Origin of the sequence: Algoriphagus sp., assembly GCF_013373065.1 — a bacterium.
Classification (GTDB): Bacteria; Bacteroidota; Bacteroidia; order Cytophagales; family Cyclobacteriaceae; genus Algoriphagus.
Window position 1 is genome coordinate 1 of the sequence record NZ_JABXIN010000008.1, and the last position, 24,657, is coordinate 24,657.

General features: G+C 40.6%; 21 protein-coding genes. 11 read left to right on the forward strand and 10 right to left on the reverse strand.

What is annotated here, in order from left to right; translation table 11 throughout:
- The 3 genes from HWE15_RS06005 to HWE15_RS06015 all read right to left on the reverse strand — a co-directional run.
- On the reverse strand, positions 1–112 hold a 112-nt coding region (locus HWE15_RS06005; RefSeq protein ID WP_290506720.1), incomplete at its 3' end, for a GTP-binding protein.
- Between the two features lie 144 nt (positions 113–256).
- Positions 257–712: a YciI family protein gene (locus HWE15_RS06010; protein ID WP_290506608.1), complete on the reverse strand. Its 456-nt coding sequence runs from the start codon at positions 710–712 to the stop codon at positions 257–259.
- A 7-nt stretch (positions 713–719) separates the two neighbouring features.
- Positions 720–2,099: a TIGR00341 family protein gene (locus HWE15_RS06015; protein ID WP_290506609.1), complete on the reverse strand. Its 1,380-nt coding sequence runs from the start codon at positions 2,097–2,099 to the stop codon at positions 720–722.
- Positions 2,100–2,475: 376 nt separating this feature from the next.
- Between HWE15_RS06015 and HWE15_RS06020 the strand changes: the two genes are divergently transcribed.
- From HWE15_RS06020 to pgi, 5 genes are all read left to right on the forward strand, one after another.
- Positions 2,476–2,838, forward strand: a complete 363-nt coding sequence (locus HWE15_RS06020; protein WP_290506610.1) for a response regulator — start codon at positions 2,476–2,478, stop codon at positions 2,836–2,838.
- 587 nt (positions 2,839–3,425) lie between these two features.
- Positions 3,426–4,223 (forward strand): ABC transporter permease, encoded by a 798-nt coding sequence (locus tag HWE15_RS06025; RefSeq protein WP_290506611.1) that lies wholly within the window; start codon positions 3,426–3,428, stop codon positions 4,221–4,223.
- Between the two features lie 2 nt (positions 4,224–4,225).
- Positions 4,226–4,978, forward strand: a complete 753-nt coding sequence (locus HWE15_RS06030) for an ABC transporter ATP-binding protein (protein ID WP_290506612.1) — start codon at positions 4,226–4,228, stop codon at positions 4,976–4,978.
- Complete coding sequence (locus HWE15_RS06035; RefSeq protein ID WP_290506613.1) at positions 4,975–5,958, forward strand: MlaD family protein; 984 nt, start codon at positions 4,975–4,977, stop codon at positions 5,956–5,958. Before HWE15_RS06030 ends, HWE15_RS06035 begins: the two co-directional genes overlap by 4 nt.
- 152 nt (positions 5,959–6,110) lie before the next feature.
- A complete protein-coding gene (gene pgi, locus HWE15_RS06040; RefSeq protein ID WP_290506614.1) occupies positions 6,111–7,763 on the forward strand; it encodes a glucose-6-phosphate isomerase in 1,653 nt (550 codons plus the stop codon).
- Positions 7,764–7,785: 22 nt separating this feature from the next.
- Here the strand turns inward: pgi and HWE15_RS06045 are convergent, their stop codons facing one another.
- From HWE15_RS06045 to recQ, 4 genes are read right to left on the reverse strand one after another with little or no spacing between them, the layout of a single operon-like run.
- On the reverse strand, positions 7,786–8,238 hold the full coding sequence (locus tag HWE15_RS06045) for a gliding motility lipoprotein GldH (RefSeq protein ID WP_290506615.1): 453 nt from the start codon (positions 8,236–8,238) through the stop codon (positions 7,786–7,788).
- Entirely contained in the window at positions 8,231–9,631 is a 1,401-nt protein-coding gene (locus HWE15_RS06050) for a regulatory iron-sulfur-containing complex subunit RicT (protein WP_290506616.1), read from the reverse strand. The genes HWE15_RS06045 and HWE15_RS06050 overlap by 8 nt, the downstream gene beginning before the upstream one ends.
- A 37-nt stretch (positions 9,632–9,668) precedes the next feature.
- The gene (purD, locus tag HWE15_RS06055; protein ID WP_290506617.1) at positions 9,669–10,958 is read right to left on the reverse strand and encodes a phosphoribosylamine--glycine ligase; all 1,290 of its coding nucleotides are present in this window, start codon (positions 10,956–10,958) and stop codon (positions 9,669–9,671) included.
- 14 nt (positions 10,959–10,972) lie between these two features.
- Positions 10,973–13,153, reverse strand: coding sequence for a DNA helicase RecQ (recQ, locus tag HWE15_RS06060; protein WP_290506618.1), 2,181 nt, complete (start codon positions 13,151–13,153; stop codon positions 10,973–10,975).
- 88 nt (positions 13,154–13,241) lie between these two features.
- Here recQ and HWE15_RS06065 point away from each other — a divergent pair, with 88 nt between their 5' ends.
- Together HWE15_RS06065 and HWE15_RS06070 are read left to right on the forward strand one after the other, a co-directional pair.
- A complete protein-coding gene (locus HWE15_RS06065) occupies positions 13,242–14,210 on the forward strand; it encodes an SIS domain-containing protein (protein WP_290506619.1) in 969 nt (322 codons plus the stop codon).
- Positions 14,211–14,218: 8 nt separating this feature from the next.
- Positions 14,219–15,292: a mannose-1-phosphate guanylyltransferase gene (locus HWE15_RS06070; RefSeq protein ID WP_290506620.1), complete on the forward strand. Its 1,074-nt coding sequence runs from the start codon at positions 14,219–14,221 to the stop codon at positions 15,290–15,292.
- Here the strand turns inward: HWE15_RS06070 and rlmB are convergent, their stop codons facing one another.
- Complete coding sequence (rlmB, locus tag HWE15_RS06075; protein WP_290506621.1) at positions 15,293–16,069, reverse strand: 23S rRNA (guanosine(2251)-2'-O)-methyltransferase RlmB; 777 nt, start codon at positions 16,067–16,069, stop codon at positions 15,293–15,295.
- Positions 16,042–17,277 carry a GWxTD domain-containing protein gene (locus HWE15_RS06080; protein ID WP_290506622.1) on the reverse strand — a complete coding sequence of 412 codons (1,236 nt, stop codon included), beginning with the start codon at positions 17,275–17,277 and terminating at the stop codon, positions 16,042–16,044. Before HWE15_RS06080 ends, rlmB begins: the two co-directional genes overlap by 28 nt.
- Before the next feature lie 61 nt (positions 17,278–17,338).
- Here HWE15_RS06080 and HWE15_RS06085 point away from each other — a divergent pair, with 61 nt between their 5' ends.
- A complete protein-coding gene (locus HWE15_RS06085; protein ID WP_290506623.1) occupies positions 17,339–18,115 on the forward strand; it encodes a bifunctional 2-polyprenyl-6-hydroxyphenol methylase/3-demethylubiquinol 3-O-methyltransferase UbiG in 777 nt (258 codons plus the stop codon).
- Between the two features lie 40 nt (positions 18,116–18,155).
- On the opposite strand, the gene HWE15_RS06090 is transcribed toward HWE15_RS06085, so the two are convergent.
- On the reverse strand, positions 18,156–21,137 hold the full coding sequence (locus HWE15_RS06090) for a DUF2723 domain-containing protein (RefSeq protein ID WP_290506624.1): 2,982 nt from the start codon (positions 21,135–21,137) through the stop codon (positions 18,156–18,158).
- Between the two features lie 163 nt (positions 21,138–21,300).
- Between HWE15_RS06090 and trxA the strand changes: the two genes are divergently transcribed.
- The 3 genes from trxA (at position 21,301) to HWE15_RS06105 (ending at position 24,640) form a co-directional block, all read left to right on the forward strand.
- Positions 21,301–21,621, forward strand: coding sequence for a thioredoxin (trxA, locus tag HWE15_RS06095; protein ID WP_290506625.1), 321 nt, complete (start codon positions 21,301–21,303; stop codon positions 21,619–21,621).
- A gap of 87 nt (positions 21,622–21,708) precedes the next feature.
- Positions 21,709–23,130: a rhodanese-like domain-containing protein gene (locus tag HWE15_RS06100; RefSeq protein WP_290506626.1), complete on the forward strand. Its 1,422-nt coding sequence runs from the start codon at positions 21,709–21,711 to the stop codon at positions 23,128–23,130.
- Positions 23,131–23,236: 106 nt separating this feature from the next.
- Positions 23,237–24,640, forward strand: coding sequence for a hypothetical protein (locus HWE15_RS06105; protein ID WP_290506627.1), 1,404 nt, complete (start codon positions 23,237–23,239; stop codon positions 24,638–24,640).
- Positions 24,641–24,657: the final 17 nt, after the last annotated feature.

The window sequence follows — 24,657 nt, forward strand, 5'->3', positions numbered from 1 at the left end:
CAACACGCTGGTTTTCACGGAACTGGCCGCTTTGTTTGAGAAGTTCGTCCACCAGAGTCGTTTTACCGTGGTCAACGTGTGCGATAATCGCGATATTTCTAATATTCTGCATGCGCTGCGTTTTTCAAGCCGCAAAGGTACGGAAAATAAATGGGAAGAAGGTTAAGGGATTGTGAATTGAAAGACTTGATTTTAAAATATCTAAGCAATCGATAAGAAAACCTTAAAAAGCATCAGAAAAATATCCAAAAGCCCATTATATATCCTCTTTTGAAATTTTTGAATGAAGTTCAAGTAAAAGTGGTAGAGCTGCCGAACCATACCATTCTTTCAATTCCATTTTAAGTACTCCCGCTTTGATGGAGGGATCTGATTCTGTTAATGCTTTTGCCTCTTCGATGGATTCAACATTAAAGAAAAATAGTCCTCTAAGGTCTTCATTTCCGAAAAAAGGACCCGCCAATACCATTTTCCCTTCTTCTGCCAGGCGGGTAATGTTATCCATATGACCACGCTGAAGTTGGGCCCGCTCTTCTTCGCTGTACTCACTGATCTTGTCTCCTCGGTATAAAAATGCAATGACATACTTCTTCATCCCATAATCATCGGCGCCAAGTTTTTTTGCCAATTCCTCATCATAAGAAGAGTTTTGGGCATAGGAACTAAGCATGCAAGAAAATATGAGAGCAAAAGAAAGGCTAAGGATTTTCATCGTGGATTTATTTTAGAATGAGGGCAACAGTATCGGATTTCGTTCTAATTTTCAGCCAATCCAAAAAGCGCTTGGTTTCAGAATGGGTTGGTTTTTTTCTAAATTCTGCAAAAGCCATCAATAAAGTATCTGATTGAGCTTTTTCCAAATCGCTTAAGACTGTCCGATTTAAAGTGAATTTACGCAAATTTGGATGGTTAATTTTTGCTTCTTGGGCAATTTCTGGCCCCAAAGCCCGGATCTGTCCATAATTCGCTACTTCTTCCTCCAATAAGGAAATGCGCTCATCTTTATTTCTAATGATCTCTTCATTTCGCTCATACAAGTCTTTCAAAATATCGGATCGTAGCACATTTAGGTCGGTAGGGGAGTTGCCACTTTGTTGAATGATAATTTCAGTATTCCCCAGATTATAGTCTGCCGCCTTTGATTTGGTAATTTCCAGGATTTCCTCATCCAATTCCTCCCCAATAAGCATCACTTCGATTTGAGGTGGGTTATTTGAATAATCAAAATTAGAGTTTAAAACTTGAGTTCGGGGAAACTTCATTTCTACCTGAATAAATTTTCGGGCTTGTTCTTGCCAAAGAGTCCGGATTACAATTCCATATGCCAAAAAAACACTCGGGATGATGGTCAATAAAGTGAACAGGGTGATGTACGTTTGGACCCGCTTTTCTTTTTTCTCATCCATGAATTCCTTTTTCGGATACTTCATGAATCGAACAATCAAATAAGTGGAAAGACTGATAAAAACTGAGTTGATAAAGAAGAGATAAAAGGCTCCGAAAAAGAAGTAAAGATTCATTGTCGCTAGGCCGTATCCAGCCGTACAAAGAGGGGGCATCAAAGCCGTCGCAATGGCTACTCCGGGGATTGCATTACTCTTCTCTTTTCGTGAGCCTGCCACGATTCCGGCAAGGCCTCCGAAGAGGGCAATTAATACATCCCAGATGGTTGGTTCGGTCCTTGCCAAAAGCTCTGATTGTGCATCATCGAGAGGTGTAAAAAGGAAGTAAATAGAAGAGGTTAAAATCGCAATAAATACAGCCACTCCCAAGTTTCGCAAAGAGCGTTTCAACAACTCAAAATCATTGATGCCGGCAGCCATCCCAATACCCATAATTGGACCCATTAATGGGGAGATCAACATGGCACCAATTATGACTGCCGTGGAGTTGACATTAAGTCCGATGGAGGCTACAAAAATCGCAAAGATCAGGATCCAAAGATTAGCTCCTCTAAACTCTACATTCTTTCGGATATACTCGATAGTTTCGAGCTCATCTTCCTTTCCATCATGAAGATCAAAACGTTCTCTGAGGTAAATTAAGAATCGGATAAATTGGTTTCGTTGTCTTTTTGTTGGAGTCGTTGATTCCGGCATAGGTTAGTTCTTAGAAGCGGAAAAATACTTAGATATAGGGAAAATCTATCGTAATCGATACTCCTTTTTTCTGGCCCGAATCTTGAAATAGGATGATGTAGGATTGCTGGAACAATTATTTTTTTATTTCACACATGGCTAAAAATTAGCTTATAAATAAGTTTAGTAAAAAGTTCATAACTAATTGATTTAAAATTGTATATACCTAGTTTAGGAGTCTCAAAATTAGTGTTAGCTAAAAAAATTAGATTTATCTAAAAAATAAAACTTTCATTCAAAATTCAGCTTTTCAGCAATTCGGAATATTTTTGGAGATCCAAAATTTTCAGGAGAATTAGATTTCCAAAAGTTTAATCAGATCAACCTACTTTACCTTATGCCCCGATTGATTTTTTTAGATGATGATCGAATCCAGCACCTATTGTTGCGCAAGTTATTTCAAATTCACCTTCCGAATTGGGACTCTGAATTTTTTGAAAATGCCCAAGATGCGAAGGGTTGGTTGTCACAAAATGAGGTTGATTTGATAATCTCAGATTTGAATTTGGGCAGTGAGATTGGTTGGAAATTTGTGTCCGAAATCCAAAAGTTTTCACAGGCTCCTGTTGTCTTTTTAACCGGTAATATTTCGCCACTAGACCAACAGAAAAAAGCGCAAGTTGATCAGGTGAAATTGATCCTCGAAAAGCCGTTGGAAGAGTCAGGATTTATCCAAATTTTGGACGTCTTGAAGGCATGATTTTTTACGTCTCTATTGAGTAAAAATTATTAGAAAAATTGACTTTTATTTCCTTCCATAATTCTCTTTTTCCAGTTCAGGAATTCTCTAAGATTTCACTTAAAAGATTGAACGAATTTTATCAATATTTCATCTTTTGACCAGAAGTCAAAATCATTTTTTTTTGCTTGGCCTTTGTGAGTTTATTAAAATTAAATTCAGGTGAATTTTTCTTGAATCACCTTCTAGCTTTGGTCAAAGAAATAGCTCTTTTTTTCTCCATTTTTAATGGCTTCAAAATTCTTTCATTTGTCAAAAATTTTGTTTCCTCTTAATTGAATCTTTGGAAAGTTTTCGGTTCAAAAAGATTAAAGGAGAAAACATGTAAAATTTTAAAGATGATGTTTTCTGAAGCCCTTTCTTTTAAAGTAAAGAGAAGGCTGGAAATCATATTTTAAGTTGAAGTTGGATTTAGAATAAAGTTTTGTTTCAGGTCACTAAAGTTTCGTTAAATTTAATGGTGATATTGAACTCGTTGATTTTTATTTTATTTTCTTTGCAAAGCTTCCTACGGGCAATTAGACCAAACTCTTTAGATTTAGCATCCTATGGCTGAAGAAGCAGACGATCGTAAACCATTTCTTTCAAAAAAAATTGACAAATTTTTCACGGGTCTCGCTGACGCGTGGAATTTTGTGAGACGATTTTGGCAGGAGGTATTTCTTCCACCATATGAGTTTAAAGAGGTGGTGCATCAATGTTACCGTATTGGTGTAGAGTCCCTTCCTTTAATCTCTTTGACAGGATTTATTGTCGGGATTGTATTTACCAATCAATCGCGACCATCCTTATCTGAATTTGGAGCGACTTCCTGGTTACCTTCCTTGATATCAATTGCGGTTGTTCGTGCCATGGGGCCTTTGGTTACAGCCTTGATTGCTGCTGGAAAGGTAGGATCCAGCATTGGTGCTGAAATCGGCTCTATGAAAGTAACCGAGCAGATTGATGCCATGGAAGTGTCAGCTACAAGTCCATTTAAATTTTTGGTGGTTACTCGAGTTTTGGCTACCACCTTTATGATTCCGGTTTTGGTAATGTATACCGACTTCGTGGCGCTTATCGGATCTTTTCTAAATGTTAATGCAAACGAATTGGTCAGTCTTTCAACCTTTTTTGTTCAAGTGTTTGAATCCATCTCGTTCTTAGATATTTGGTCTTCGGTTTTAAAATCCCTTCTTTTTGGCTTCACAATTGGAATTGTGGGCTGTTATAAAGGCTATCATTCTTCCAAGGGAACCGAAGGAGTAGGGCGTGCTGCCAATTCAGCAGTCGTTATTTCTATGTTCTTGATCTTTATTGAAGAATTGCTTGTTCTTCAAGTAGTAAACGCAATACGGGGGATGTAGTCATGACAAATAAAGTTGTTGAAGTAAGGGGTTTATACAAGAGTTTTGGTGATCTAGATGTCTTGAAAGGTGTTGATTTGGATCTCCATCGGGAAGAAAATTTGGTGGTTCTCGGACGATCTGGAACGGGAAAGTCCGTATTGATCAAAATCATGGTTGGACTTCTCAAACAAGATAAAGGTCAGATGGAGGTTTTGGGTCAGGAAGTATCCAACCTTACTCAAAAAGAATTGAATGCCCTGCGGCTTAAAATTGGATTTTCTTTCCAAAATTCAGCTTTGTATGATTCCATGACTGTTCGGGAAAATATGGAGTTCCCTCTGGTAAGAAACATAAAGAATCTGACAAAGAAAGAAATCAATTATCGAATAGAGGAGTTGCTCGATGCAGTTGGGCTTCCTCAAACTATCAATCAAATGCCTTCCGAGCTTTCGGGCGGACAAAAAAAGCGAATCGGTGTAGCCCGCACGCTAATCCTTAACCCTGAGATTATGCTTTATGATGAGCCTACTGCAGGATTGGATCCAATTACTTGCGTGGAGATCAATAATTTGATCAATGAGGTGCGAGAGCGGTACAAAACCACTTCCATCGTGATTACCCACGATTTAGCCTGTGCAAAAATGACAGGAGATCGAATGGCGGTTCTTTTAGATGGACAATTTAGAGCAATGGGGACTTTTGAGGAAGTATTCCCTCATGCCGAAGACAGGCGAATAAAATCATTCTACGATTATAATTTTATTGAATCATGAGAGGCGAAAATAAACGGTCCGTTATCGTCGGAATCTTTGTTTTTCTGGGAATTGCTATTCTCGTAGCAGGCGTATTGACCTTGGGAGGTCAGCAGAAAAAATTTGTGAAATCTATTGCGCTTAAGGCCGTTTTCGATGATATCGGCGGTTTGCAAACAGGAAATAATATTTGGTTTTCAGGTGTTAAAATCGGAACTGTTCGTAAAATCAATTTCTATGGAGATTCCCAGGTTGAAGTAGAAATGAATGTGGAGGAGTCCGTCGCCGAATTTATCAGAAAAGACTCTAAGGCCACCATTAGCTCAGATGGTCTTATTGGGAATAAAATTATTGTGATCTATGGAGGGTCAACTCAGGCTCCACCTGTTCAAGATGGAGATCGATTGGAGGCGGTAATGCCTTTGGATACGGATCAAATGATGGAAACTCTTCAGGTTAATAATGAAAACCTGGTGGAAATCACCAATGATCTCAAATTGTTAACAAGCAAGCTTGCTCAAGGAGAGGGGATTGTGGGAGCGGTGATGACAGATTCATTATTGGCTGAAAACTTCAAGTCTATTCTGAATAATCTTAATCGAGCCAGTATTAACAGTAATCGAATGTTGGCTGAGTTGAATGAATTTACAGGAAAGTTGAACGAAGAAGGAAATCTATTCAACGATTTGGTGAGCGATAGAGAAATAGCTCAGGATATTCGTGCCACCATGGAAAGCTTCAAATCCGCTGCTTCAAATACAGAGGAATTAACCCAAAAGCTGACGGAAATTTCTGAAAAGCTTGATGATCCTAATAATACCTTGGGCTTGTTGCTCAATGATCCGGAATTCGCCGAATCACTGAAGAGCACCTTGATAAATACTGACTCTGCTACTTATAATCTCAATCGTGGAATGGAAGCTTTAGAATATACTTGGCCATTCCGAAAAGGCTTTAAGAGGAAAGCCAAAGCAGAAGAAAAAGCACAGAATCAAAATTAAAAACGGTACCCATTGGAATCTTTCCAATGGGTATTTTTTAGATATTGGCTAGATCACGAATCGATAAGCTGTTGCTTACTTTTTAATACCTAAGTCTTGGATTCTTAATTCAAGCATAAATCTTATTTTTGTTCCCAATCCTATTGAAACCTATGTTATCGAATATAAATCCTGTAAAAACTGAGGCTTGGGCTAGATTGCAAAGCCTGTCTGAGAAATATAAAGATCTTACCATAGCTAGTCTTTTCTCTGAATACGAAAGGTTTGAACGTTATAGTTTGACCCTTGAGGATATGTTGGTCGATTTTTCTAAAAACCGCATTAATGATGAAATTTTTGATGCGTTGTTTGACCTAGCCAGAGAAACCAAATTGCATGAAGGGATAGAGGCGATGTTTTCCGGTGAGCACATTAATGGAACGGAAGGCAGAGCCGTTCTGCATACTGCATTAAGGAACCGGACAAATTCGCCTGTTTACGTAGATGGGGAAGATGTAATGCCTGAGGTTAATCGGGTGTTGGAGAAAATGAAGGTTTTTTCTACCAAAGTCCAAAAAGGACAATGGTTGGGATATACAGGAAAGCCAATCAAAAGCTTGGTTAATATTGGAATTGGTGGTTCGGATTTGGGACCTGTAATGGTAACCGAAGCCCTAAAGCCATTTCAATCTAAAGACTTGGAAATCTACTTTGTTTCGAATGTGGACGGGACCCATATTGCGGAAACGCTGAAGAAAGTCGATCCAGAGACAACGCTCTTTTTTATTGCCTCCAAAACATTCACGACGCAAGAGACCATGACTAATGCACATACTGCAAGAAATTGGTTTCTCGAGAAGGCAAACGATGAAAAAGCAATTGCGAAGCATTTTGTGGCCCTTTCTACCAATCAAAAAGGCGTAGAGGCATTTGGAATTGATCCCGAGAATATGTTTGAGTTTTGGGATTGGGTTGGGGGTCGTTACTCCCTTTGGTCTGCGATTGGTCTTCCCATCGCATGTGCCATTGGATTTGAAAATTTTGAACAGTTGCTAGCTGGAGGTCATGCCATGGACTTACATTTTAGAAATTCCATGTTTGATCGAAATATCCCTGTAATCTTAGCTTTGATAGGAATCTGGAATACCAATTTTCTAGGAGCTTGTTCGGAGGCGATTTTACCCTATAACCAGTATATGCATCGCTTTGCCGCTTACTTTCAACAGGGAAATATGGAAAGTAACGGTAAGTATGTTTCCAGAACAGGGGAGAAGGTCACCTATACCACGGGGCCGATTATTTGGGGTGAACCTGGAACGAATGGGCAGCACGCTTTTTATCAATTAATCCATCAAGGGACCCACTTGATTCCTTGTGATTTTATTGCACCGGCAATTTCTCACAATCCAATTGGAGATCATCACCAAAAATTACTTTCCAATTTCTTTGCTCAGACAGAAGCTTTGATGAATGGAAAGAGCTTAGATCAAATCCGAAAGGAAATGAATCAAGCTGGAAAATCATTGGAAGAAATTAATAGGGTAGCGCCTCATCGAGTTTTTGAAGGAAATCGTCCTACCAACTCAATTCTGGTTAAAAAAATCACACCATATAGTTTAGGTATGCTGATCGCAATGTATGAGCATAAGATTTTCGTCCAAGGGGTGATTTGGAATATTTTCAGCTTTGATCAATGGGGTGTGGAGCTTGGGAAAGTATTGGCAAGTAGCATTCTTCCCGAACTTCAAAATGATGAGGAAATCACAACCCATGATAGTTCTACCAATGGGTTGATCAATGCTTATAAGAAAATGAGAAATCAATAAAAAAAGGTCCTTAGGACCTTTTTTACTTTTTAAGAAATTTGATTCCTACAGCTTCAATTCCTTTCAGTTGTTCCTCTCGCATATATTGAAGGAGAACAAGGGAATTGACTTGATCCTCCACTTCAAGTGTAATGGAGTCATATACCGTATAAGTGCTTCCAAAACCTTCTCCCAATGGTTCACCTTTGGAGTCAAAAAGGGTAATATCAATTAACTTATCTTCCAGAATGGTGTGGGTAGAATCTCTCTTCAAAAGCCGGATATAGCAATTGGAATAGGGATAATCATCCTTATACCGCACTCCAATTAAAGTATGAGCAGGTTTTTCGGTAAGAGATGAAATATCGTATACCAAACTATCGCTCATTCCCCACCCATCTGGAGAGATGGATTCATAAGATTCATAGAGCCTGTTATCCGTGCAGGAAAACAAGAGGATAGAAAGAACAAGAAAAGGGAATGCTAGCCTATTCATCACTCTTTCCATTATTTGGTTTTTGGTTCCTCCTTGGAGGGAATTTTCGCTTTTGCCGCTGATTGTTAGAGTTTTCAGAAGCAGAAGCCGTGGGTTGATTTGAATTTTTATTCTCCTGCGATCCCATTTCTGGTTTTTGACGAGGTTTTCGCTTCGGATTTCTTCGCTTTTGAGGTTGATTACCAACTCGTTTTCCCTCTTCCCTTGAATTATTTGAAAGCTCTTGTTTCGGCGGTGCAGGTATTTGCTTCGTGTTTTGCGCCGTTCCTTCTTGGGGCCGAGGTCTGTTTCGGTTTTTCTTTTTCTTCTTTTTCTTTTTGGAGAATTTCTTGTCCAAAAGTTCAAGTTCCAAAGTAGATTGAGCGGCTATGTCTTCTAGTTCAGTTGATTCATTGACATGCAAATTGAATACTTTGATGCCTTTTGAATTCAATTCCATAATCTCAATAACCCGGTCGCAACTGATGGTATGCCAGTCATTGTCATTGTTATAGCTAAACCACATCAAACGTCTGAAAATATCCGTCTTTTGAAGTTTTGCTGGACCTTGCTCTGTTTGTAGAGGCTTCTCTATTGTAGGGATATTTTTGATAGCCTCCATGTAGGTGTCCAATTCGTAATTCAGACAGCATTTTAACCTACCACATTGTCCGCTAAGTTTGGATGGATTCAGGCTGAGATTTTGATACCGGGCTGCCGAAGTACTGACGTTTTTGAAATCAACCAACCAGGTAGAGCAGCACAATTCCCGTCCACAAACCCCAATACCTCCCAATCTACCAGCTTCTTGACGAAGGCTGATTTGACGCATTTCTACCCGAATTCGGAATTCTCCAGCTAAGAGCTTGATCAATTCTCTAAAATCAACTCGCTCATCTGCGGAATAATAAAAAGTAGCCTTGCTATTATCCGCTTGGTACTCTACGTCTGAGAGCTTCATTTTGAGCCCTAATTCTTGGATGATTTGACGGCACCGATAAAGGGAAGGTATTTCTCGATTTTTGGCTTCCTCCCATTTTTCGAGATCCTTTTCAGTGGCGATGCGGTAAATACGGGTAATATTGTCATCATCCCGGATTTTTCGCTTTTGCATTTGCAAGCGAACAAGCTCTCCCTGCAAGGATACATATCCAATGTGATGCCCGCTAGGTACATCTACTACCACAGGATCTCCGGTATGAAGGTCCAAATAATCTACATTTCGAAAATATTCCTTTCTGCCTCCCTTAAATTTAACTTCGACGATGTCGAAATTGTCCACTTCGGGAATTCCCATGTGGGCAAGCCAGTCAAAGGAATTCATTTTATTACAATCGCTCGTGCCGCAGGTACCGTTATTTTGACAACCTCCGGTGCCTCCTGTGGAGGTAGAGCAGCTACTACATCCTGACATATATTGCTACAGGAACAAGTCCTGATTTGATTTGGGTTTAGTTAATCAATTTTAGAATATCCTGACCGATATCCTTTCGGTAATAATGGTCTTTCCAGCTGATCTTTTCGACGATAGAAAAGGTCCGCTCTAAAGATTCTTGAAGCTCTTTTCCTCGACCGGTTATCGCTAGTACACGTCCACCCTGATTGGTCAAGTCTCCAGTTTCATTTCTTCCAGTTCCAGCATGGAAAATGGTTGTATTTTCCGTATCTGATGGAAGCGAGATAATATGCCCTTTTTGATAACTTCCTGGATAACCTCCACTGACCATGACTACTGTAGTTGCATAATCAGGAGAGATTTTCAATTCATAATCTTTTAGAGATTCTGTGGCGATTCCCCATAATAAATCCACAAAATCACTTTCTATCCGCGGTAAAACGGCTTCAGTTTCCGGGTCTCCCATTCTTACATTGTACTCAATGACATAAGGGTCACCGTTTTTATTCATCAGGCCTATAAACAAAAAGCCTTTATAAGGAATGTCTTCAGCAGCAAGTCCAGCTACTGTCGGTTGGACGATCCGCTCTTCTACTTTTTGCATGAAGCTGGCGTCTGCAAAAATCACAGGGCTTACAGCACCCATTCCGCCGGTATTCAAACCAGTATCTCCTTCACCGATTCTTTTATAATCTTTCGCTTCAGGGAGAATTTTGTAGTTCTTGCCATCTGTTGCTACAAATACAGAAAGCTCAATTCCTGTCAAAAACTCTTCGATTACAACTTTTGCTGAGGCCTCTCCAAATTTTTGTTCAAGAAGCATTTCTTGAAGAGATTCCTTGGCTTCTTCCAGTGTCTGGCAAATGAGGACACCCTTTCCAGCTGCTAAACCATCGGCTTTAAGGACAATCGGGAGATTTTGTTTTTCCAGATAGGCTAATCCTTGTTCCAGTTGATTGGCATCAAAGGTTTCATATGCGGCCGTCGGAATTTGATGGCGCTGCATAAACCTCTTCGAAAAATCTTTACTTCCTTCGAGCGTTGCCCCAAGTTGGGAAGGGCCAACAACTGGAATGGATTTAGTGGATTCTTGACTGGCCAAATAATCGACTAGCCCTTTTACCAAGGGTTCTTCCGGCCCAACGACCAATAAATCAATCTGATGGTTGATAATTGCGGATTTGATTTTTTCAAAATCAGTTACGCCAATGGCCAAATTAGTAGCGATAGCTGCAGTTCCGGCATTTCCCGGGGCAACAAAAAGTTGACTGCATTTTGGACTTTGTACAATCTTCCAAGCAAAGGCATGTTCACGGCCTCCGCTTCCAAGGAGTAGTATATTCATTTAATTACGTCGATTTAATTTGCATGCTCTGAAATAAACTTGATTCGGTAGACTCGCAGTTCATCTTCTGCAAAGTCTTCCTCTTCCAGCTCATCCAGTGCAGCTTGAATGTTGTCGCTTTCTGCATTCATAAAGTAATCATGGAGAATGTCTTCTCGTTCTTCATCCATGATGTGCTGAATGTAGTAGTCGATGTTCAATTTGGTGCCGGAGTAAATGATTTGTTCAATTTCCTGAAGCAATTCATCCATACTAATATTCAGGTTGTCGGCGATTTCGTCCAAGTCAATTTTCCGATCGATTTGTTGAATGATGGAAATTTTAACTTTTGACCTCGCTCCGGCTGTTTTTACAACAACCTCAGATGCCGTTTCGATCTCATTTTCCTCCACGTAGTTGGCAATGAGTTTTAGAAAAGGTGCTCCAAATTTAGCGACTTTTCCCATTCCCACTCCATTGATTTGTGCCAGTTCCTCACGCGTAGTAGGATAGAGGGTGGCCATTTCTTCCAATGAAGGGTCTTGGAAAATCACATAAGGGGGTAAACCTTTCGAACGGGCAACTTTTTTTCGTTCCGCTTTGAGGAGTTCAAAAAGCTTCTCATCATAAGCTACTCCTCCTGCAGAAACATCAATTTCCGGCTGTGCATTTTGAATTTCGTGTTCATAATCATGATCCTTATACAGATCCACTTCATTAGGGCTGTCTAAGAACTCTAAGCCTTTTGGTGTGATTTTAAGGATTCCATAATTCTCGATATCCTTTTCAAGGAAATTCATGACCAATGCCTGCCTTATGACTGAAGTCCAGATTTTAGGAGATTCCCCTTTGCCTTTTCCATAGACAGGAAGCTTATTATGCTTATAGCTTTCAATATAGTCATTGGATTCGCCTAGGATCACATTTACCAAATGATCCAAACCAAAGCGTTCTTGCGTTTGAGTAACTGCTTCTAGGACGGTTTGCAGCAATTCCATGCCTTCAAAGGTTTCCCGCTCCCGCTTACAATTGTCACAAAAGCCGCAATCCTCTTCCATGGTCTCCCCGAAATAGTCCAGAATGAATTTCCTTCGGCATACTCCAGTCTCAGCATATGCAGCCATTTCTTGGAGAAGGATTTTTGCATTTTCCCGTTCTGTTACCGCCTTGTCTTTGTTGAATTTATCCAGCTTGATAATGTCTTCATAGCGATAAAACATCAAGCAGTGGCCTTCTAATCCATCTCTTCCCGCACGACCGGTTTCTTGGTAGTATCCTTCCAAAGATTTCGGAACATCATAGTGAATGACGTATCGTACATCCGGCTTATCGATTCCCATCCCAAAGGCAATGGTAGCCACTATCACATCCACTTCTTCATTTAGGAAGTCATCCTGATTCTTCATTCTCACAGATGCTTCCAAACCTGCATGGTAAGGAGCAGCGTTGATTTGGTTGACGCGAAGTAAATCAGCGATTTCTTCTACTTTTTTACGACTTAAGCAGTAAATAATTCCTGATTTCCCTTTATGGGATTTGATGAATTTAATCAGCTGTTTTTTGGTCTCATTTTTCACTTTTGCCCGAACCTCATAGAAAAGGTTGGTTCGGTTAAAGGAAGATTTGAACAAATCCGCACTTTCCATTTGTAAATTGCGTTGAATGTCCTGTTGCACCTTTGGGGTAGCGGTGGCAGTCAAGGCAATTATGGGTAATTGAGGAGCAATTTGTGCTACTATTGATTTGATTTTTCGATATTCAGGACGGAAATCATGCCCCCATTCGGAAATACAGTGCGCTTCATCGATAGCGACAAAACTTATTTTTGCTGACTTGAGGAATTCGATATTGTCTTCCTTGGTCAAGGATTCCGGCGCTACGTAGAGCAACTTGGTTTTTCCCGAAAGAACCTCGGATTTCACCCGATTTGATTCGCTTTTGGTTAGGGTAGAGTTCAGGAAATGCGCATTGACTCCAATTGCATTGAGTTGATCGACTTGATTTTTCATTAGAGCGATCAATGGCGAAATTACAATAGCCGTGCCTTCGCTGACCACCGCGGGAAGTTGGTAACAAAGTGATTTTCCTGCACCAGTGGGCATGATCACGAAGGTATTCCGATCTTTGAGCAAATTGTCTACAATGGGCTCTTGATTTCCTCTGAACTGACTAAATCCAAAGATTTTCTTTAATTCCGATTTAACTTTCTCTTCCACTGTAAGGGGTGATTAACAGATGCCAAAATCTCAATAGATGGATTACTTTTATACCTTTGTACAATATTAATGAATAACGCAGGTAAAGTTGAATTTAGCGAAAAATATTAGAAAAACAGCCACGCGGGTTTTGCAAAATGAAGCAAATGCAATCAAAAACCTGATTGGATTTTTAGACGATGATTTTGAGTCCTGTGTCAATACTATTTTGAATTCGAAAGGGCGAGTGGTAATTACGGGGGTTGGAAAAAGCGCCATTATTGCGAATAAAATTGTAGCCACCCTAAATTCAACAGGGACCCCAGCCTTATTTATGCATGCGGCCGATGCTATCCACGGAGATTTGGGGATGGTACAAGAGGAAGATGTGGTCATTTGCATTTCAAAAAGTGGGAATACTCCAGAAATCAAGGTCTTGGTGCCTCTTTTGAAAAAGCGCGGTTCAGTGTTAGTTGCTTTGGTTAGTAATCTCAATAGTTATCTGGCGGAACAGGCGACCTATATATTAAATGCAACGATTTCGGAAGAAGCCTGCCCTCATAATTTGGCTCCTACAACCAGTACGACCGCGCATTTGGCTCTTGGTGATGCCCTAGCTGTTTGCTTATTAGAGGCTAAAGGATTTACATCGGATGATTTTGCCATATACCATCCAGGAGGAGCGCTTGGTAAGCAATTATACCTGAAGGTGGAGGATATTATTCGAGAGGATGAAATTCCTTTGGTATTGGAAAGTGCTGGTTTGGCGGATGTGATTGTTGAGATATCCAGCAAACGACTCGGTGCTACGGGCGTGGTGGACTCGAATGGGGAATTGTTGGGAATTATTACTGATGGCGATTTGCGGAGAATGCTTCAGAAAACTTTGGATATCCGATCCCTCGTAGCAAAGGATATAATGACCCGGAATCCAAAGACAATAGCCAAAGATGATTATGCTATTCGAGCATTAAACATCATGAAAAGACATAATATTACACAATTGGTCGCGATGGATGGCCAAAAAATTGCGGGGTTCATCCATATTCATGAACTTATGAAAGAAGGAATCGTCTAATCGTATCAATGCAGCAAAAACCTTTTATTGTTATCATGGCAGGGGGAATTGGTTCCCGCTTTTGGCCATATAGTCGTAGAAAAAGACCCAAGCAGTTTTTAGATATTCTCGGAACAGGTCGAACCTTGCTCCAAATGACCTATGATCGTTTTCGAGAGCTTGCCGAGCCCGAACAGTTTTTTGTAATTACTTATCGTAAGTATGTCCATTTGGTCAAAGAGCAACTTCCAGAATTGGAAGACCATCAAATTCTAAGTGAACCTAATCGTAAAAATACGGCCCCATGTATCGCTTACGCTGGGTATAAAATTCATTCTATTAGTCCTGGAGCGACCATGATAATCACACCTGCAGACCATTTGATCCAGCAGGAGATGAAGTTTTTCAAGGCTATTCAAAAGGCGCTGAATGCAGCCCAGACCGAAGGACATTTGATTACGCTCGGAATCCAACCGAACCGACCGGAAACAGGGTATGGATACATTCAATATGTGGAAGGTAGTGGGAAAGATGCTGTTAAGGTGAAGACCTTTACGGAAAAGCCAAATTTGAAATTGGCTAAAACCTTCTTGGAAAGTGGGGATTTTGTTTGGAATTCGGGGATGTTTGTCTGGAAAAGTACCAGTCTAATCTACGCCTTGGAAAAGCACATGCCTGATTTGGCAGAAGTGTTTCAGGAAGGAATGGAAAATTTTGGTACTGAAAAAGAAGCTGAATTCATTTCCAAGGCTTATCTCCAGTTCAAAAACATTTCTGTTGATTATGGTCTCATGGAGAAATCCTCGGATGTATATGTGGTTTTAGGAGATTTTACCTGGTCAGATTTAGGCTCTTGGCGAAGTCTCCATGAGATTCGAGAGAAAGACGAAGAGGGAAATGTAATTGAAGGTCAAGCCATTCTTATTGATACTAAAAACAGCTATATCAAGTCTGATTCTGAAAAATTGATTGTCGTGGAAGGACTGGAAGATTACCTAGTCAGTGAGTCTGAAAATGTACTTCTCATTTGCCCTCTAGATGGGGACAAGCGATTCCGACATTTTGTAACTAATGCTAGAAAAAAAGGGGAGGAATATATCTGATTAGGCTTTTCGCTGCCGAATGGCTTCATAAATAGCGATGCCAGCCGACACAGAAACGTTCAAACTATCAATGTTTCCTGCCATAGGGATTTTTACACGATCATCAACGATCTGTAAAATTTCATTCGAAATCCCACTTTCTTCGGATCCTAAAACCAAGGCGGCAGGAGCTGAAAAATCAGCTTCGTACATTTCCTTTTCTGACTTTTCTGTAATAGCAACTAGAGAAAGTCCCATTTTTTGTAAATCCCGGCACGTAAAAAATAGATTTTTGACTCGGGCAACAGGGATGAAATTGAGCGCTCCTGCCGAAGTTTTTACGGCTTCTGCGTTAATTTGAGCACTTCCTTTTTCTGGAATAACCAAGGCATCTACGCCTGCACATTCTGCGGTACGTGCAATAGCTCCAAAATTCCGAACATCCGTAATCTGATCTAAAACGAGAATTAGGGGAGCTTTTCCAACTGCATAGCAATTATCAATAACATGGTCTAGCGATGCATAGGAAATCGAAGAAAGATGTGCGATTACCCCTTGGTGGTTTTTACGGGTAATGCGGTTTAGTTTTCCTTCTGGAACCCGAACAACCGGAATACCAGCCTGTTTACTTTCGAGGAGAAGTTCTTTGATCAAATCATTGTTAGCATCCTTTTGAACTAGGATTTTGTCAATTTCCCGGTTGGCATGAATTGCCTCAAGAACTGCACGGGTACCGAAAATAAAATCCTTATCATGTTCGCTTTTTTCGATCAAAAAGCCATCTTTCCGCTTCTCCATTGAGATATGTTTTTGAACCAGATCGGTTGGTAAGCCCGAGATCGGTTGAGGGTATAATAGTGTGGGCTTAGAATATTTTTAACGCGGGCAAAGGTAAATCGAATTTTTGAACTTTCGCCTATTCCCTGATAGCTCCAAACTTCCCGATCCAGGTAAAAATTAACTTCTTGCGGAGGCCCCATAATGATGTAGACCATGCCCTTATCCGTTTTCCAACCTTCTTTGAAGTCTGTAAATAAAATGTTGGCAAATTCAACCTGTCGGAAATACTCTCGAATTAAATCCTTGGCAATCTCCGGATTCCTTGTGAGTTTGAGCCAATATTCATCCAATGCTTTCTTTTTGTCCTGAGCTAAAAGCAAATCTTCATGTTCTTTTCGCGTGGAGATGTAGGTGACCATTTGGACCATTTCATCCCAATCTCTCACTTTTGGAAAAGCCTCATGTGTGGTTTTGATTAATAATCCCGTAAGCTCACTGGTATCCTGTTGAAAGAAATAGTAACCTACAGCATCCAGTTCCTTCGGAATGTTCTCTAAAAAATCTCCCTGATCTATTACTTCCAATTCTTTGGGAACGGGAGCTGGTTTGGTTTCCATGGGAGGATATGGAACCTCAAATTCCACCGGGTAAAAGAAAGAGTGTATAGAAGGGCCTTGGGTGGTTTTAAATAATAATGCCTCTCCGGCATTCAAATAATTTTGGTCGAAAGGAACCTCATTTGCATAATAGGCACCGAATGTCGGATGCTCTTGTACAAAAGGACTTTTTAGATCGAGATGATAAAAATATTCGTCTCCTTGTCGAGTGTCTAATGCAGTGAACAAAATAATGGCTTGGCTTTGTCCCGCAGGTAGTATGATTGTTCTTTCGAAGACCCAATGACGGTCTGTGTCATATTTAAGGTCCTCAGAAGCGAACAGTTGGGTGTCTTCCTGCTGAATATCTTGATCATAGCTGCTCAATATTTTGTAAGAAAAACTATAAGCACTCAAATCAGGGTTTTCTTCAATCTTCTCTGCCAGAAACTGAACTCGATATTCGTTATTATCTACTTTTAAAGGAATGATTTTCAACCCTAACCTGGAAAACCGGGAATAGCGAAGTGCCTGATTCAGACTGCTCAAGTTTTGCTGAGCGGTTAAGGAAAAAGGTAGGTTGAGAATAAGGAGAAAAAATATCCAAAGGAGGAGGTTTTTCTGCTTCATTGGTTCGATTTCAGTGGTTTTAAAAATTAAACTTACTTTTGCCAAAATAGTAAAATTTTACATGGCTACCTACACTACGGAAATTGCCTCAGATAAGTTGGTTAGTGACAATCCGATTCACCAACGATTACTCAAAGCCTATATTGCTGCAAAGCCTTGGATCAGTGGAAAATTACTGGAAATTGGCTGTGGAGAGGGAAGGGGAGTGGAGACCTTGCTTCCTTTGGCTGAGTCCTATGTCGGGATAGATAAGATCGGAGAGGTAATCGAAAATTTACAGCAGAAATTTCCCGGCGTGGATTTCCGTCAGGCAGTAATTCCGCCTTTTCGAGATTTTGAAAATGAAAGCTTCGATACCATTGTGAGTTTCCAGGTGATCGAGCATATACAAGATGACCGACTTTTTCTCCAAGAAATTTACCGGATGCTAAAGCCAGGTGGGAAAGCGATTATATCTACACCAAATAATACCCACACTTTATCTAGGAATCCATGGCATGTTCGTGAATATGTGCCTCAGGAGTTAATTGATTTATCTGCAGGGATTTTTGATCAGGTGGAGGCAAAAGGCATCGGTGGAAATGAAAAAGTGTGGAATTATCATGAAGCCAACCGGAAATCTGTTCAAAAAATCATGCGGTTCGATGTCTTGGATTTGCAGCATCGACTTCCAGCATGGATCCTTCGCATGCCTTATGAAGTGTTGAATCGTATGAACCGTAAAAAGCTCCATCAACAGCAAGGGGAATCGGTAGTCAAGATTAGTCATGAAGATTATCCCTTAGTGGATGATCCGGCAGAAGGTTTGGATTTGTTTTATATTCTTTGGAAGAAATAAGGAAAAAAAGGCTGGAATCATCGTTCCAGCCTTTTTCAATTTATCTTCTTGGCAACAAGGTTCCTGATTCTTCAGGACCGAGTAAGCTTTCCATTCGGGTTCGAAGCTCTTCAGCTTTTTCCTCATAGCCTCGCTCTTCCAGGAGTGGAATGAAATAGCGGATCATTTCGATGGAGATCATCATGTCTCGATCGTAATCGCGATTTTCAGCCAGATAAAATTCGATCATATCCAAAGAACGCTTGGAGACCTTATCTACGATTTCCAATGCGGTTTCATCTTCTCCCACCTCAAAGAACAAAGGAACAGATTGACCATTGGATAGATCGTATGGGATCGCTTCATTCGGCATGGCTTGAATACTCTTATTAAGTATTTCTGAGGCTTTATCCATTTCATCCCGATCCAATAGCGCCATGGCAATGCTATTTGCTGTACTTCTATGGTTAGAAGCAAAGCGTCTGTATTCCTCGTCCAAATATGCCTTTGGATTATCCATTCCACGGAAAGCAAATTTGTTCATGTAGTTATCATAGGCCAGTTCTGCATTCACCAATTCTTCCCGGATGAAAGAAGGCTTACGGATTGGCAATAGTCGATATGTCAAGCCTTCCATGACTACATGATCTTCTAAGTTTAATCCGATTGTCGCAAGGGAAGTATTGTTGAAATAGATAGGACGTTCCCAATTGTTGGATACAATTAGGTCGATCAACATCATGGTGCCTTTGCTGACATATTGCCCTTTTACCTGCAAATTGATTTGAGGTGTAAAAAGCGGTTCAAACTCATAAGGAATGATTCCTTTTTGGAATACGGAAGCACTATCCACCTCCAAAATCAAATTGCGGGAAGGAACCATATTGATCTCGCTTTTTCCTCCGGTTTGCATTTTCAACAGATTAGAACCTGAATTCAAAAGCTTTAGGTATTCTCTAGCGGAAATTGCATCCAGGCCATCACGCTCCATCACAAAGAGCACATCATTGGTGCCTTTTTGATAGCGGTCCGGCTCCAAAGAGAATGGAAGAGGAGCAGATTCATTCGCAGGTCGGGTCATTTGATCCACATACCAATCAGTATCAAAATAGCTGAGTACAATTACCCGAACATCAGTTCGGAACCCTTCAACTTCTTGAACATACCACAAAGGGAAGGTGTCATTATCCCCACCTGTAAATAAGATGGCATTCGGTGCGCAAGAAGCGAGGAAATTACGAGCCGCATCTACCGAAAAGTATCTTCCTTTCCGGTTGTGGTCATTCCAGTTTTCAGCTGCCATCAAACCTGCAACAGGTAGTGTTAAAAGGATGGCAATGATCCCTGCAGTCGTCAGATTTTTAGTGGCTTTTTGGAGTCCTTGCGCAATAGCCATTACGCCTAATCCCGCCCAAATGGCAAAGGCATAAAAACTACCCACGTAAATGTAATCTCGCTCTCGAGGTTCGACAGGAGGAGAGTTTAAATAAAGCACCAATACAACCCCCATCATCAGGAAAAGCATCAGATTAACGTAGAAAGACTTTGGATCTACTTTGGCCTGAAAGAAAAGCCCGATGATGCCTAGCAAAAGGGGAAGCATCAGGTAATTATTATGCCCCTTGTTTTCTTTGATATAATCGGGGTATTTATCTGATAGTGCATCCGTCAAACCAATCCATGGAGCATCGGTGAAGTCACTTTCTCGTCCGGAGAAATTCCACATGAAATAACGCCAATACATATGCCCTAGCTGATGGCTGAACATAAAGTATAGGTTGTCCCCAAAAGTAGGTTCTTGTCCTTCCCGTAATCCCAGTTTTTGACGGTAAATCCGCTTATGATTTTCTTGGGTGGAATAAATTCTAGGGAGAATAGTGGTTTTTTCTTTTTCGTAGGTATTGATTAGCTGGTAGTCAGCAATTTCATACTTGTCTTTTCCTTTTCGGTAGATCGGGTCTCCTTCTTCCTGGTCGACTAATTTGGCGGTAAAATACTGTCCATGGAGTAAAGGGCGATAGCCATATTGCTCCCGTTTCAGGTAGGATACAAAGCTGATGATGTCCTTAGGGCCATTTTCGTTGATCACAGGATCCTGATTGGCTCGTACGACAATCAAGGTATAGGAACTATAGCCTATGAGAATAAAAATCAAGGAAAGCAAAATCGTATTAAGACCGGCCATTTCCTTTTTATAGGAGTACCGGTAAGCGAAATAAAGTGCTGAGAAAAATAATACGATGAAGAAAATTATTCCTGATCCAAATGGAAGTCCGAGACTGTTGACAAAGAAAATTTCCGTAGAGCCCGCCAAACTTGGCAATCCAGGTATGATAATATTGTTGATGATAACCAATGCGACACCTCCCAAGAAAAAGGCTGTGATTGCATCTTTCAGGTTTGGATTAGGGTATTTTTTGAAATAATAAATCAATGCCAGAGCAGGCAGAGTTACCAAGTTCAACAAGTGTACTCCTATGGAAAGGCCAACTAAATAAGCGATAAAAATCATCCATTTATTGGCCTCTTTCGGGTCCTCAATTACATCCCATTTTAAAAAAGCCCAAATTACGATCGCTGTAAAAAAGGATGACATGGCATATACTTCTGCCTCAACCGCTGAGAACCAAAAGCTATCAGAGAAGGTGTAAATCAAAGAACCAACGATGCCGGCTCCCAAAAGGCTGATGGTTTGGCCTTTGCTTTCTTGTCCTGGAAGGATTCCCAAAAGTTTTCTTCCGAATAGGGTAATTGACCAAAATAAAAATAAAATGGTCAGGCCAGAGAAAACCGACGAGCCCACATTCATCCAATAAGCGATGTTCAGTTCATTGCCAAAGGCTAAAAAGCTGAACATGCGGTAAACCAATAAGAAGAAAGGTGCTCCAGGAGGGTGGGGGACCTGTAATTTGTAGGAAACGGCAATAAATTCTCCCGGATCCCAAAAACTAGCTGTTTGTTCGACAGTAAGGATATAGACAAGCGTTGCGATCACGAACATCACCCAGCCGGTAATGTTATTGAGTTGCTTAAAATTGAGCATCAATGACTGTAATTTATGACGGACGAAAATAGGAAATTTATTCCCAAGTGAGGGTTTTTTAGCACTTTTTAAAATTTCCTCTTCCTGACTCCTGTGATAAAAATTACTGATCGGAGGAAGCGAGTCCCTCTATATTTGTTCCATCATTTTAAAAATGCAGATTATGAGCGCACAACCAAAAACCTTTCAAGAATTGATTAATGGGGATACCCCGGTGTTAGTGGACTTCTTTGCTACTTGGTGTGGCCCCTGCAAAATGATGCAACCGATTTTAGAAGATACGGCTAAGCATTTGGGAGACCGATTGAAAATCGTCAAAGTGGACGTTGACAGAAATCCTTTAGCGGCATCGACATTTCAGGTGCGAGGGGTACCTACCTTGGTGCTTTTCCAGAAAGGAAAAATTCTATGGAGAGAATCCGGGGTTGTTCCAGCGCATCAGTTGATCAAAGTTGTTGAATCCCAATTAGGGGTAAATGCTTGATCCAGAAGTGACAAAAGTCATTTAACGCCCTAAAGGCAACCATTAAATTTGAATTATTATTTGAAAGAACCTAAATAAACTTAATCTATGAAGATCGAACAAATCTATACCGGATGTTTGGCTCAAGGAGCTTACTACATCGAGTCTGACGGCGAAGCAGCAGTCATTGACCCTTTGAGAGAGGTACAACCTTATATTGAGAAAGCAGAACGTAGAGGTGATAAAATCAAATATGTATTGGAAACACACTTCCATGCTGACTTTGTATCTGGACATAAAGATTTAGCAGCTAAAACCGGCGCCAAAATCGTCTATGGACCTACCGGTATGAAAATGGGATTTGATGCGATTATTGCTGAAGACAATCAAGTATTTGAATTGGGTAAGGCAAGAATCAAAGTGATCCATACACCAGGTCATACTATGGAGTCTGTTTGCTACCTTTTGATCAATGAAGAAGGAAAAGAAGAGGCGTTGTTCACAGGTGATACCTTGTTCATCGGTGATGTAGGCCGACCTGACTTGGCTCAGAAAGTTGTAAAAGATTTGACTCAGGAAAAATTAGCGGCACACTTGTACGATTCACTTCGCAATAAGATCATGCCTCTTCCTGATGAATTGATCGTTTATCCAGCGCACGGAGCAGGTTCTGCTTGTGGTAAAAATATGAGCAAGGAAACTTCTGACACTTTGGGTAACCAAAAGAAAACCAACTATGCGCTTCAGGAAATGACCAAAGAAGAGTTTATCAAAGAAGTCTTGACAGGATTGACTCCTCCTCCAGCTTATTTCCCTCAAAACGTGCTGATGAATATCCAAGGATATGATAGCATCGATGAGGTATTGGAAAGAGGTATCAGACCGTTAACTCCTGCTGAATTTGAAGCTGCTGCTAACGAGACTGGAGCAATGATTCTAGATACTCGCGATGCTCAGGTATTTGCCAAAGGTTTTATTCCAAACTCAATTAATATTGGTATCGATGGAAGCTTCGCCGTATGGGTTGGAGCTATGATTCCTGACTTGAAGCAAGAAATTTTGATTGTTGCTGAAGAGGGAATGGAAGAAGAAGTAGTGACTCGATTGGCACGCGTTGGTTATGATTACTCTTTGGGATACTTGAAGGGTGGTTTCAAATCATGGAAAGAAAGTGGCCACGAAGTTGATTCTATTACTTCCATCACTGTTGATGAATTAGCAAAAATCCAAGAAGGAGATCCAGATATTCACATCTTGGACGTAAGAAAGAATTCTGAGTTCTTGTCTGAGCATGTGATTGGCGCTGAAAATGCACCTTTGGATTACATCAACGATTCCATGCTAAAAGTGAAAAAAGATGAAACCTACTACGTGCATTGCGCTGGTGGTTATAGATCGATGATTTTCAACTCTATCCTAAGAGCTAGAGGATATGATAATCTTATCGATGTTGCTGGTGGTTTTACAGCCATCAAAGAGTCGGGGAAATTCAAAGTTTCTGATTATGTGTGCCCTACCACTCTATTATAAGTTGTGTCAGAGAAAAGTTGCTTAAAGGAAAATGGCAGGCCGAAAGGTTTGCCATTTTTAGTATTCACCCTACAGATGTGATTAAAGTCACAATTCAAAGCAAGAAATGAAACGCAATTTTGTCATCGGTTTGGTGTTTTTGACCTTTCTGTTTGCTGGCTCAGGTACTCTGAAGGCACAGCACGGTCACGATTCCGAACAAGAGGCTACCAACGAGCGTCTTTTTGGAAAGGTGTTAGAAAGTGGCTCCTTCGAATTCCATCTACGTTCTTTCTTTATGTCTACCATAAATCAGGGCGCTTTGACAGATTATAGCACTTGGGGTACAGGTGCGGGTCTGGGTTATTTCAGTCCAAGATGGAAGGGACTTGGTGTTGGGTTTAGTGGATTTTTTGTTTTCCGACATTATGAAAACAATATCCAAGAACTCGATCCTACCACGGGGGTTGGAAATAGATATGAAATAACGCTCTACGATGTCCATCATCCATCAAATTACAAGGATATGGATCGTTTGGAGGAGCTTTACATTTCCTATCAAAATGAAAATCTATCCGTTTGGGCTGGAAGGCATCATTTCGAAAGCCCTCTTCTGAATGCTTCTGATAACCGGATGCGACCAAACCTCTTCAGTGGTATTTCCATTGATTATACCCCAGGTAAATTTCATTTCAATGGAGCTTGGTTTTCTCATGTAATTTCAAGGGGGTCTTTGGAATGGTTGCCGGTTGAGGAGTCTTTTGGGTTTTATAATACGGGAAGAAATCCTCTGGGCGCAGATGAATCGTACAAGCATCATGTTGAATCGAAGGGAATAGGAATTGTTGGGTTTGAGTATTTGGCAGAGGATGTTCATATCCAATCTTGGAACTATTTATCAGAGGGGGTTTTTGGACTTTCTTTCCTTCAAGGAACGGGTACAGCTAAATTCAATGGAGCGGTTGATGGTGTTTGGGGGGTACAGGGTTTTGCCCAAACTGCAATTGGTGACGGTGGAAATCCTGATCCGGAGAAGGCCTACATTCTTCCAGACGAAAAGTCGTATGGACTTGGTCTTCGAGCGGGAATCAAATGGCCACATGCGCTATTGACCTTCAATTACCTAGGTGTATCCACTCACGGCAGGTTTTTATTTCCACGAGAGTGGGGGAGAGAGCAGTTCTTTGTGAGTTTGCAGCGAGAGCGATTTGAAGGATTAGGTGGAGGAAGTTCCTTTATGATTCAATACGACCACACCTTTATTCATGATAAATTAAAAATTAGTGTGGGAGCCTCCCATACGGATACTGCGGATTTTGAAGATGTACGTCTAAATAAATATGGAATACCAAACTATTACCACTTTAGTGGGTTGGTTGATTACCGTTTTGATGGCTTCTTCAAAGGCTTAGATTTGCAATTATTGGTAGTAGGAAAAAAGCAATATAAGAATCAATTGACCCCGGTTGAATATGTAATCAACCGCGTAAATATGGTCAATACATCGATAATATTAGATTATAGATTTTAAACAACGTAAAACTTAAT

What these genes read in the sequence shown, in the direction of transcription:
- HWE15_RS06030 (WP_290506612.1), top strand. Translation starts at nt 4,226, where the DNA reads ATGACAAATAAAGTTGTTGAAGTAAGGGGTTTATACAAGAGTTTTGGT.
- HWE15_RS06090 (WP_290506624.1), bottom strand. Translation starts at nt 21,137, where the DNA reads ATGCTCAATTTTAAGCAACTCAATAACATTACCGGCTGGGTGATGTTC.
- HWE15_RS06080 (WP_290506622.1), bottom strand. Translation starts at nt 17,277, where the DNA reads ATGAAGCAGAAAAACCTCCTCCTTTGGATATTTTTTCTCCTTATTCTC.
- HWE15_RS06085 (WP_290506623.1), top strand. Translation starts at nt 17,339, where the DNA reads ATGGCTACCTACACTACGGAAATTGCCTCAGATAAGTTGGTTAGTGAC.
- trxA (WP_290506625.1), top strand. Translation starts at nt 21,301, where the DNA reads ATGAGCGCACAACCAAAAACCTTTCAAGAATTGATTAATGGGGATACC.
- pgi (WP_290506614.1), top strand. Translation starts at nt 6,111, where the DNA reads ATGTTATCGAATATAAATCCTGTAAAAACTGAGGCTTGGGCTAGATTG.
- HWE15_RS06100 (WP_290506626.1), top strand. Translation starts at nt 21,709, where the DNA reads ATGAAGATCGAACAAATCTATACCGGATGTTTGGCTCAAGGAGCTTAC.
- HWE15_RS06050 (WP_290506616.1), bottom strand. Translation starts at nt 9,631, where the DNA reads ATGTCAGGATGTAGTAGCTGCTCTACCTCCACAGGAGGCACCGGAGGT.
- purD (WP_290506617.1), bottom strand. Translation starts at nt 10,958, where the DNA reads ATGAATATACTACTCCTTGGAAGCGGAGGCCGTGAACATGCCTTTGCT.
- HWE15_RS06020 (WP_290506610.1), top strand. Translation starts at nt 2,476, where the DNA reads ATGCCCCGATTGATTTTTTTAGATGATGATCGAATCCAGCACCTATTG.
- HWE15_RS06105 (WP_290506627.1), top strand. Translation starts at nt 23,237, where the DNA reads ATGAAACGCAATTTTGTCATCGGTTTGGTGTTTTTGACCTTTCTGTTT.
- HWE15_RS06010 (WP_290506608.1), bottom strand. Translation starts at nt 712, where the DNA reads ATGAAAATCCTTAGCCTTTCTTTTGCTCTCATATTTTCTTGCATGCTT.
- HWE15_RS06070 (WP_290506620.1), top strand. Translation starts at nt 14,219, where the DNA reads ATGCAGCAAAAACCTTTTATTGTTATCATGGCAGGGGGAATTGGTTCC.
- HWE15_RS06015 (WP_290506609.1), bottom strand. Translation starts at nt 2,099, where the DNA reads ATGCCGGAATCAACGACTCCAACAAAAAGACAACGAAACCAATTTATC.
- HWE15_RS06025 (WP_290506611.1), top strand. Translation starts at nt 3,426, where the DNA reads ATGGCTGAAGAAGCAGACGATCGTAAACCATTTCTTTCAAAAAAAATT.
- rlmB (WP_290506621.1), bottom strand. Translation starts at nt 16,069, where the DNA reads ATGGAGAAGCGGAAAGATGGCTTTTTGATCGAAAAAAGCGAACATGAT.
- HWE15_RS06035 (WP_290506613.1), top strand. Translation starts at nt 4,975, where the DNA reads ATGAGAGGCGAAAATAAACGGTCCGTTATCGTCGGAATCTTTGTTTTT.
- HWE15_RS06045 (WP_290506615.1), bottom strand. Translation starts at nt 8,238, where the DNA reads ATGAATAGGCTAGCATTCCCTTTTCTTGTTCTTTCTATCCTCTTGTTT.